Below are 9303 nucleotides of genomic sequence, written 5' to 3' on the forward strand. Positions count from 1 at the left end.
TCAACATGTCGTGCAGGACGAACGCGAGCCGTTCGGACGGGGTGAGCGTTTCTAGCACGACGAGCAGGGCCAGGCCGACGGAGTCGGCGAGCACCGTCCGCTGTTCCGGGTCGTCGCTGTCGTCGACGTTGACGATCGGTTCGGGCAGCCAGGTACCGACATAGTCCTCCCGGCGGGCCTGGCGGGCACGCAGCATGTCGATGCACACCCGTCCCACGACTGTCGTCAGCCAGCCGCCGAGGTTGCCGATCGAATCGTCGTCGGAGCGGCTCAGACGCAGCCACGCCTCCTGGACCGCGTCCTCGGCCTCACTGCGCGAACCGAGCATGCGGTAGGCGACCGCGTGCAGCTGTGGGCGCTGTCGCTCGAACTGCTCGGCCTGCCACGTCGCATCGTCCACGGATCACCGCTCCTTCGATCGAACCCCTCCTGAGCAATGACGAATCCGGCACCGCCGATGTGACGGGGCAGGCCGCACCGGCCCGGCCGACCGGTCCCGGGTCCTGAACGTCGTCGGCAGCGGCGCCCACGGGGTGACGAGGGCAACAGTCACATCCGCCCGTCGGGATCCGACAGAGAGATGACGGTCGAACGCGGCTGACTCCGAGCCGGCGGCCACGGCGGCCGCACATGGGAGGGATCCTGAATTGGACGCAGTCGCCAGTGGCGCAGGGGCCGAACGCCTGATCGGAACGAGCCGGCCGGCCGAGCGTCTTCCAGACGATGTGACCACAGTCAACGGCGGCAGGGCCAGGGCCGCCGACAAGGTCACCAACCCTGGGAGCAGCATCGGCGGATCCTTCCTCGGGACTCGTCATGGCCAGATCACGCTGGCTCTGCTGTACGCTGTCGCCTTCCTCGCCTTCCTCGCCTTCCTCGCCTTCCTCGCCTTCCTCGCCTTCCTCGCCTTCCTCGACGCCTCGATCGTCAGTGTGACCCTTCCCAACATCCGGCGTGACCTGGACTTCTCGGCGCAGAGCCGGCAGTGGGTTCCCAGCGGCTACCTGCTCACCTACGGCGGCTTCATGATGCTGGGCGGCCGGGTCGCAGACCTTCTCGGCCGCCGCCGTGTCCTGGCCGCGGGAATCAGCCCGATCGGAGTTTCCTCGCTGATCGGCGGACTTGCCGGGAACCCCGGTGTTCTGGTCGGCGCGCGGCTCGCGCAGGGTCTCGGCGCCGCGCTGATGCTGCCGGCGGCACTGTCGCATGTCGGTAACCGACACCTCAAAGATCAATCAGGACTGGCGGCAGCGCGATCCCCTGACCAGCCAACTACCCGTTCGGAGCACAGATGGCCAATAATACGAACGCCGAGAACAACCGTACGTCGCCACCGGCCGGCACGGTCGATTTCACCATGATGTATGTGGCGCACGCCGCTTTCACCCGTGACCTGCAGCGCCTGCGGCTCGCATGCGGACGTGGCCACGTCCGGACGCCGGCAGTACACGCGGGTTGGGCGATGTTCACCAGGCAGCTCCACATCCACCATCAGGTCGAGGACGCCATCTTGTGGCCCCTGCTGCGCGACAAGGCGCTTCGGCCTGACGAGATCGCCGTTCTCGATGCGGTGGAGGCCGAGCACGCGCAGATCGGGCCACATCTCGAACGCATCGACGATGCCCTCGCATCGGACAAAACGGCAGGACTCATCAGGAGCATCGACGCCTTCAGCACGAGCCTGACCGCTCACATGCGGCACGAGGAACACGAAGCCCTGCCGCTGGTGGAGACATACCTCGGCCCCGACGGATGGGCGGCGTTCACCACGACGATTCGTAAAACGCAGGGCCTGCGTGGGGGTGCGGAATTCCTCCCGTGGCTGCTCGACGGTACATCCGAGGGAATACAGGCCAAAGTTCTCGGGATGCTGCCGCCGCCCGCCAGGTTCCTCTACCGCCGGATATGGGCGCCCAAGTACTACCGCACCGCGGGTACCACCGCATGAACGGATCATTCGGAAGGAGCGCAACCATGAGGATCGTCGTTTTCGGCGCCAACGGGCCGACCGGCCGGCTGCTGACCGGACAGGCGCTGGCCGCCGGTCAGCACGTCGCCGCGGTAACCAGGCGACCGGCGGAATTCCCGATCACGCATGAACAACTCGACGTCGTGGAGGCCGACGCGCATGACGCGCGGGCCGTCGACCGAGCTGTCGAAGGAGCCGACGTCGTACTGTCGGCGCTCGGTGTGCCTTTCACCCGAAAGCCGGTCACCATCTACAGCGACGGCATCCGTAACATCACCGCCGCGATGGCGCGGCACGGGGTCAAGCGCGTGGTCGTGGTGAGCTCGAGCGCCGCCGAGCCGCACCATCATGCGGACGGCGGTTTCCTACTGAACCGTGTCTTCCAGCCGTTGATCACAGCGACGATCGGAAAGACGACCTACGCCGACATGCGCCGTATGGAGGAATTCCTGCGCGGCGGCGATCTGGACTGGACGATCATGCGTCCCTCGGGCCTTTTCGATGCGCCCGGTGTGACGAGCTACGAGCTCCGCGAGGACCAGGCGCCGGGTGTCTTCACCAGCCGCACCGACCTTGCCGCGAGCCTGCTCGAACAGGCGACCGATACCCGGTTCGTGCGCAAGGTTGCCGCGGTGACAACCTCCGAAGGCGCCCCCACGCTGTTCCAGCTGCTGCGCCGGGAGGCATTCAAACGGGACTGACACCCGGTGCGGACGGCGGGCTCACGGTGGCGATGCGGAGAACCGTAGGCAACCGGGTGGGTTGCCTACGCGCCTGTCACAGAAGGCCGGTCAGCAATACTTTTCCGCGGCCTTGTCGCTGCCGGCAAGCCGCACCGGCACCGCGAGCTGCGGTGGTGACGCTGCTCCTCGCGATCGCATGAGAGCCGTGTCTTATCTCTCACATCGACTCGTCTCCCGTGGATGTTGAGCGACGTGATCGTGCGGGCTTCTCTCGAGTAAGAACCGTCGGTTTCATTCTCTATACATGAGCACATCGTCGCAGGTCGGCGCATTGATAAATGCGATCATGTAATCTGTTGTCGCGGCTCACAGGACCACGTATCGATCTGGAGTGCGTCCCGACTTGCGCGGTGTGAGACCCCGACCGGGACCTCATCCGCACCGCGCATCTTCTGGAATCCACTATGCTGGACTTTGTCCTGCAAGCCCTCGACCGACCGGACAGTTGGAGACCAGGCTTCATGCGGAAACGTTTACGTTTGTTGACCCTTGTCGTCCTCTCGTCGATTGCGCTCGTCCCGCTGATGGCCGGGCAGGCAGAGGCCGCTGGCAACATCACGAGCACCGTTGGCTCTTTCGATCCCTATGCCCATTCGGAGGCCCTCTTCCAGTGGGGTGGTACGAACCGCCTCACCGCGGTCACGCTGAAGGGGGCCGACGATGGATGCGACGGTTACAAGATCGGCATTCGGCTGGTGACCGTCCCCAACCGCGGCGCCAAGCACTATTGGCCCTGGCACGGCTACACGACCGGGTGTGGCACGACCTACACCTACAACACGTACGCCATCGATTCGAACGGGATCCAGTACGCCACCGTGGAACTCGGCGTTTTCAAGGGCAGTACGCTGATAGGCACCCGGGAAGCGCCCATCTCCAGGAGGCCGAGCGCCTGAAACGACAGATCGACTGGTTGCCGGGTAGATCCGCTATCGGCGGTGTAACCGCGAAGCCCCCGGTGGTTGGGCCCGTTCGGGGGCTCGTTCTTGAGGCTGGTATCCGGTGGCCCGGGAGCGGACTAGCGTCCGCCCGGTTCCGGCCTTGCCCGGTGGTGCGCGGAGCCGAACGAGGACCCCTCCTGGTTCCAGAAATCTCCTGGGACGGGAGGGAATGCGGATTGGTGGCACGATGACACACCCGCTCGGCCGGCCGCTTTCCGGGCCTCCCCGAAACCGCCGGGTGCGTTGCGGTTAGGACCGGAAGAAACATGACGACACGATCGCGTATCCGATGCCCGGACCGGCACCGATAGCGGTGGCCCTGGTCAGACCGGGAACCTGCACCGGTGGTGACACCTCGAGGCCGAGTACGGAGATGGTGCCGATTCCCAGTTCCCGCTTCGGACGGGGAAGCCACCGCGGCCGCTGGCAGGAGTATCGTCCCGACCACAGCCAGTATCGCCGCTCACGCCTCCGAAGCAGCCATCGGACGCCGCAGTGATGCTCCGGGGGACGGCACGGCGGCCGCTACCTGGAACCCGGTGGCGAGTGGGCGGGCCCGCGGTCGATCCACTGCGCGAGCACCGTGTCAAGCAACTCGAACCGCTGCTCCCAGTCCGGCAGGGCTGCCAGTGCCCCGGTCAGGTCACGGACACGGCCGCCAAGCAGGTCACCCGGATCCAGGACGCTCTCGGCCACCTCGTGCATGGCCACACCGAACAGGGTGAACGCCACCCACGGCATGAGGACCACTTCCACCGCGTACAGGCTTCTGTTGTTCTCAACTATTTTGGCCCGCGTCTGGAGCCCGGCGAGAAAAGAATCGTAACTGTCCGCTGCCGCTCCTTCGCCAAGGTCGCTCACGCGCAGTTCTTCGGCAAATCCCAGGACGAGGGTCACAGCACTGACAGGAATCTCTAATTTCCGCCGCGGGCGAAGCAGGTACATCCGGTGCCCCCGGTAGAGATGCGCTCCCGGGCGCAGACGAGGATGCGGCTGGGCGAACGCGATCTCGGCGTCCCCTGAAGGACTGATGAAGTGCAGTATCCCCGCTCTTTCTGGTCGAGACATGACGTAGCACAGGTATCGCGAATTTCATCGGCGCGTGGGAACGGCGGGTTAACGGTTCCGGGTGCGGAAGGTACGCCGATAGACGGCCGGCGAGACGCCGACGGAGGTACGGAAATGCTGTCGGAGGGAGATTCCGGTGCCGAACCCGGCCTGTCGGGCGACGATGTCGATCGGCAGGCCGCTGCTTTCGAGAAGGTGCCGGGCGCGTTCCAGCCGCTGCCCGGTCAGCCACTGGCCGGGGGTCAGGCCGACTTCGTCGCGGAACCGCCGGGTGAAGGTGCGTACGCTCATGCCCGCGTGGGCTGCGAGCTCGGCCAGGGACAGCGGTTCCGGCAGACGTTCGAGTGCCCAGGCGCGGGTGGGAGCGGTACTGGCGGCCGATAGCGGCGGGACAGGATGTTCGATGTACTGGGCCTGTCCCCCATCACGCCATGGCGGCACAACGCAGAGGCGGGCCGCGCGGTTGGCGACATCGCTGCCGTGATCGCGACGAACGAGGTGCAGGCACAGATCGATGCCGGAGGCGGCACCCGCCGAGGTGAGCACATCGCCGTCGTCCACGAACAGCACGTCAGGATCGACCTTCACCCGGGGGAACATCCGCTGGAAGCGGTCGGCCTCAAACCAGTGGGTGGTGGCCGGGCGGCCGTCGAGCAGGCCCGCGGCAGCCAGAAGGTAGGAGGCTGTACAGATCGACACGATGCGTATACCCGCCGGGATGCGGGCAAGCGCGCTGGCTACCAACTCGGGCAACCGTCCGGCCATGTTGATCTCGATTGGATGGACGGGTGGGATGATGACGGTGTCCACCGCCGCGAGGACCTCGACCGTGTGGTCGACGGCGATGGTGAACCCCGCATCGGTGCGGACCGGCCGGCCGTCGAGGGTGCAGACGATCACCTCGTAAAGCGGCTCGCCATCTGACCCGATGGCGGCGGTGAAGATCCGCCCTGGAATGCCGAGTTCGAACGGGATGACTCCGTCCAGGGCGAGCACGGCGACCCGATGCATGGCCAGATCCTATCGGATGGTGTCTCGCGGGCCACTTCCGGTGGATCAACTGCCGGGTCATCCTGACATGGTGGTTCGGCCCCCCGTGCGGGGGCGACGACCGGGACGTGCCGGCGTTCCCGCTGGTCGTCCTGAGTTCTCCTGAGAGGAACACTGCGTGAAGTCGATCGTGTATGAGCGGGTCGGGGGATCCGATGTGCTGCGCTTGGTGGAACGGGTGGAGCCCGAGCCGGGGCCGGGCCAGGTCCGTGTCCGCGTCGCCGTGTCGGGGGTGAACCCGACGGACTGGAAGGCGCGCCGGGGAGCGCTGGGTTCGTCGCTCCCGCCGACAGGTCAGGTTCCCAACCAGGATGGCGCCGGCACCGTCGACGCGGTCGGCGAGGGAGTTGATCCCGCGCGGGTGGGACAACGTGTGTGGATCTGGGAGGCAGCCTGGCAGCGAGCTGACGGCACCGCGCAGGAGGCGGTGGTACTGCCTGCGCGCCGGGCGGTGCCGCTGCCCCCGGCTGCCTCGTTCGACCTCGGGGCGAGCCTCGGCATCCCGGCCATGACCGCGCACCGTGCCCTCACCGTCCACCCGGACGGCCCGTCCGTCCTCGGACCGTCGACGCTGGCCGGCCGGACCGTGCTCGTCGCCGGCGGCGCGGGAGCGGTCGGGCACGCCGCGATCGAGCTGGCGCGCTGGGCCGGGGCGAACGTCGTCTCCACCGTCAGTTCTCCGCGGAAGGCGGCGTTGGCCTCCGCGGCCGGCGCGCACCACATCGTCAACTACCGCACCCCGGACGCGGCCGAAGCGGTACGCAAGACCGCCCCCGACGGCGTCGACATGGTGGTCGAGGTGGACCCCGTCGTGAACGCCGAGCTCAACCAGCAGGTCATAGCCCCGAACGGGGTTGTCGCCATCTACGCCGACACCAGCGGTTCGCAGCTGACCGTTCCCCTCCGGGCGCACATGTTCGCCAACACCCGCCTGCAGTTCGTGCTCGTCTACACGATGCCCGACGCGGCGAAGCGTCAGGCCGTGGAGGACGTGAGCGCCGCCGTGGCCGCGGGCGCCCTGCGGGCCGGCGAAGACGCCGGGCTGCCGGTGCACCGCTTCCCGCTGGCCGAGACGGCCGCCGCGCACGACGCGGTCGAGGGCGGCGCGGTCGGGAAGGTACTCATCGACGTCCGACATGACGGACGGTCGAAGCCACCGGCCTCGCGGTAATCGCCGAACAGGAGCCGCGTTACCGCAACGCGGACAGTTCGGCCCTGTCCGCGTCGTGGTGCCCTTCAGGAACCGTGAACTCGTGGAACGAGGAGCAGCGCTGATGACCGGCCAGGCGACGACAGAGCACTTGGACGGGAAAGGGATGCCGGCGTTGCCTGCAAGCGCCCGACGGCTGTTCGCATCGGACCGGGAGGCAACCGTCGTGACGATCGACCCTGACGGTGCGCCGCAGGCCTCGCTGGTGTGGATGGCCCTCGACAGAGGCAGCCTTGTCTTCGGTGTGGAGGAGCATCGCCGGAAAGTGCGCAACCTGCGCCGGGACCCGCGAGTGACGGTCATCATCCACGACAACGAGCGAACCGCCGACGGAGCCGCGGACGGCCTCACCCAGTACCTCACTGTGCGGGGCCGAGCGACCCTCCTCGGCCCAGGGATCCCGGACGAGTTCACCGCGCTCATGGACACCCTGGCCCGGCGCTATCTCGGCACTGACGTCTACCCCTTCGGGAACCGCGGCTCCGAAACGGGAATGATCGTTCGGATCGCGGTCGAGCGGATCGGCGGCGTTGGCCCGTGGGTGGACTGACGCGGCACCGTTGCATTCGTCGATGACCGGCGATCTTGAATGTGGATCTTCCCGTCGGCGGGAACTCCTGCAACCGAATCACGGAGGCTTCAGGCACCCCGGAACGGCTCCGGGGCCGCTGTTTCCGGCGGTGCACAGTGCGATCGGGGCGGTCGTGATGATGTGACGGTATGGGGGACAGCGAGCGCGCGGTATCGGCACCGCATGGGTGGCGGCGGGGCTCGCCGCCCTGGCGGTGGCAGTCACCGTCGTGGTGTGGGGGAAGTGGGACGACACGCTCTCCGCCGGGGTCACCGGCGGGATCGGCCTGGCGGTTCAAAGATCCTGCGCGACTACCGCCGCCAGGCACACACCCTCGCCGTCACCGCTGCCGGAATCGCCTATCTTACGACATCAGCCGGCCCAGCTGACCGGCACCACTGGGCGAGCCGCATTGCGCTCAACCAAGTTACGAAACAACCTTTAGCGATCCGAGTCGGAAGACCTACGATCAAGATCCTCCGGTGTGTGCGAATGCAACGGTACTGCATGAACGTGTCGTGGTAAGGCTGAGCTTCAGCGTCGTGACCGATGCGGGTGGTCGAGCAGCGCTGTGGCATGACCAAGATGGAAGGGGCTGTTAAATACTGCGGGTAACGTACGCGATTGCTTGTTGTTCGAGAAAACGATGGGTTCTGTGCGCTCATTGTGGGTGCGGACGTTGTGGAACGTCTCCGGGTGGGGCTCGGATCGGTCGGGGCTCGCGCTTACACACGGATCCTTCCGGGCGGTTCGACGAGGCCGTGGGCGCCGACCGGGCATGCGGCCGGAGCCGCTGGCCAGCCGCATGGCCGACCCAGGATGATCATGTTCAGGCTCTGTTAAGTGTCGAAGCGGTGCGGTGTAACCCGCTCGGGACGCTTCCCTGGCGGCGAACGGCCACCTGGCCGCGAACCCGCTCGCAGATCCCCACTGAGACGTCAACTGATCCGCTGCCGCCGGCGCCCGCCAGATGGTCGCCCCGAGACAACCCCCGACCGTCTCGCACCCTGACCGTCCAAGATCCCGTATTCTCGCCGTCGTGGACGGTTCGGATCTCCTGCCGGAGCTCGTCGGGACGGAGCGAGGTCTCGTCGTGATGATGTGTGGCCTGCCTGGCTCCGGCAAGAGCACATATGCGCGGGCGCTCGAGCGACGCGGCTACACCCGACTCTCCATCGACGAGGTCGTGTGGGAATGGACTGGCCGCGACGGTGGCGAGCTCGATCCAGCGGAGTACGAGCATCTCAAGTCCGCGGCCGAGTGGCAGCTGTGGGACGAGCTGATCCGCCTGATGGAGATGAAGGCGCCCGGGGTCATCGACTACAGCTTCTGGAACCGGGCCACCCGGGACCGGTACAAGGCCGCGATCGAGAGCCACGGATGCCGGTGGGAACTCATCCGCCTGAAGGCCGACCTCGAAACACTCCGGCGTCGGCTCGCTCTTCGCGGCCGGGCGCGCGGCGCGAACAGCGTCACCGTCCCCGACGAGCTTCTGGAACGCTACTTCGCCGCCTTCCAGGAGCCCGTGGCCGAGGGTGAGCGCGTCATTCTCCAGGAATGAGCCGCGAAGTCCGATGACCTGGTGCGCCGGTCAATGGCTCATCCTCGACGCGGCCGCCCGCCTGGCCGAGGGCGTATAACTCCCGCGGAGCTCGTGGCCTTCCACAGCACCTTCACCACCGAGGCCGTCCGTCTGGAGGCCCGCCAGTACTACGACGTGCCCGGCGACGCCGACCGCCAACGCACCTACC

The 9303-nt window shown here is 67.0% G+C and carries 10 protein-coding genes; 7 read left to right on the plus strand and 3 right to left on the minus strand.

Going from position 1 to position 9303, the window contains the following annotated elements; all coding sequences use genetic code 11:
- On the minus strand, window positions 1-400 hold a 400-nt coding region (locus CM1CMNOD_RS01375), incomplete at its 3' end, for a sigma-70 family RNA polymerase sigma factor (protein ID WP_131773803.1).
- Window positions 401-788: 388 nt separating this feature from the next.
- Between CM1CMNOD_RS01375 and CM1CMNOD_RS01380 the strand changes: the two genes are divergently transcribed.
- From CM1CMNOD_RS01380 to CM1CMNOD_RS01395, 4 genes are all read left to right on the plus strand, one after another.
- Window positions 789-1361: an MFS transporter gene (locus CM1CMNOD_RS01380; RefSeq protein ID WP_347403383.1), complete on the plus strand. Its 573-nt coding sequence runs from the start codon at window positions 789-791 to the stop codon at window positions 1359-1361.
- Complete coding sequence (locus CM1CMNOD_RS01385) at window positions 1292-1948, plus strand: hemerythrin domain-containing protein (RefSeq protein ID WP_013871906.1); 657 nt, start codon at window positions 1292-1294, stop codon at window positions 1946-1948. Before CM1CMNOD_RS01380 ends, CM1CMNOD_RS01385 begins: the two co-directional genes overlap by 70 nt.
- A gap of 26 nt (window positions 1949-1974) precedes the next feature.
- Entirely contained in the window at window positions 1975-2670 is a 696-nt protein-coding gene (locus CM1CMNOD_RS01390) for an NAD(P)-dependent oxidoreductase (protein ID WP_013871907.1), read from the plus strand.
- Window positions 2671-3116: 446 nt separating this feature from the next.
- Complete coding sequence (locus tag CM1CMNOD_RS01395; protein ID WP_131772032.1) at window positions 3117-3608, plus strand: hypothetical protein; 492 nt, start codon at window positions 3117-3119, stop codon at window positions 3606-3608.
- Window positions 3609-4178: 570 nt separating this feature from the next.
- Here the strand turns inward: CM1CMNOD_RS01395 and CM1CMNOD_RS01400 are convergent.
- On the minus strand, window positions 4179-4514 hold the full coding sequence (locus CM1CMNOD_RS01400; RefSeq protein WP_050803279.1) for a hypothetical protein: 336 nt from the start codon (window positions 4512-4514) through the stop codon (window positions 4179-4181).
- A gap of 255 nt (window positions 4515-4769) precedes the next feature.
- Entirely contained in the window at window positions 4770-5732 is a 963-nt protein-coding gene (locus CM1CMNOD_RS01405; protein WP_013871910.1) for a GlxA family transcriptional regulator, read from the minus strand.
- Window positions 5733-5889: 157 nt separating this feature from the next.
- Between CM1CMNOD_RS01405 and CM1CMNOD_RS01410 the strand changes: the two genes are divergently transcribed.
- From CM1CMNOD_RS01410 to CM1CMNOD_RS01420, 3 genes are all read left to right on the plus strand, one after another.
- On the plus strand, window positions 5890-6942 hold the full coding sequence (locus CM1CMNOD_RS01410) for an NADPH:quinone reductase (protein WP_013871911.1): 1053 nt from the start codon (window positions 5890-5892) through the stop codon (window positions 6940-6942).
- Between the two features lie 145 nt (window positions 6943-7087).
- Complete coding sequence (locus CM1CMNOD_RS01415; protein ID WP_043604437.1) at window positions 7088-7531, plus strand: TIGR03618 family F420-dependent PPOX class oxidoreductase; 444 nt, start codon at window positions 7088-7090, stop codon at window positions 7529-7531.
- Window positions 7532-8591: 1060 nt separating this feature from the next.
- Window positions 8592-9113 carry an AAA family ATPase gene (locus CM1CMNOD_RS01420; protein ID WP_013871913.1) on the plus strand — a complete coding sequence of 174 codons (522 nt, stop codon included), beginning with the start codon at window positions 8592-8594 and terminating at the stop codon, window positions 9111-9113.
- Window positions 9114-9303 lie beyond the last annotated feature (190 nt).

It is taken from the genome of Protofrankia symbiont of Coriaria myrtifolia, from assembly GCF_900634755.1.
Taxonomy (GTDB): domain Bacteria; phylum Actinomycetota; class Actinomycetes; order Frankiales; family Frankiaceae; genus Protofrankia; species Protofrankia coriariae.

What these genes read in the sequence shown, in the direction of transcription:
- CM1CMNOD_RS01385 (WP_013871906.1), top strand. Translation starts at nt 1,292, where the DNA reads ATGGCCAATAATACGAACGCCGAGAACAACCGTACGTCGCCACCGGCC.
- CM1CMNOD_RS01390 (WP_013871907.1), top strand. Translation starts at nt 1,975, where the DNA reads ATGAGGATCGTCGTTTTCGGCGCCAACGGGCCGACCGGCCGGCTGCTG.
- CM1CMNOD_RS01395 (WP_131772032.1), top strand. Translation starts at nt 3,117, where the DNA reads ATGCTGGACTTTGTCCTGCAAGCCCTCGACCGACCGGACAGTTGGAGA.
- CM1CMNOD_RS01405 (WP_013871910.1), bottom strand. Translation starts at nt 5,732, where the DNA reads ATGCATCGGGTCGCCGTGCTCGCCCTGGACGGAGTCATCCCGTTCGAA.
- CM1CMNOD_RS01415 (WP_043604437.1), top strand. Translation starts at nt 7,088, where the DNA reads ATGCCGGCGTTGCCTGCAAGCGCCCGACGGCTGTTCGCATCGGACCGG.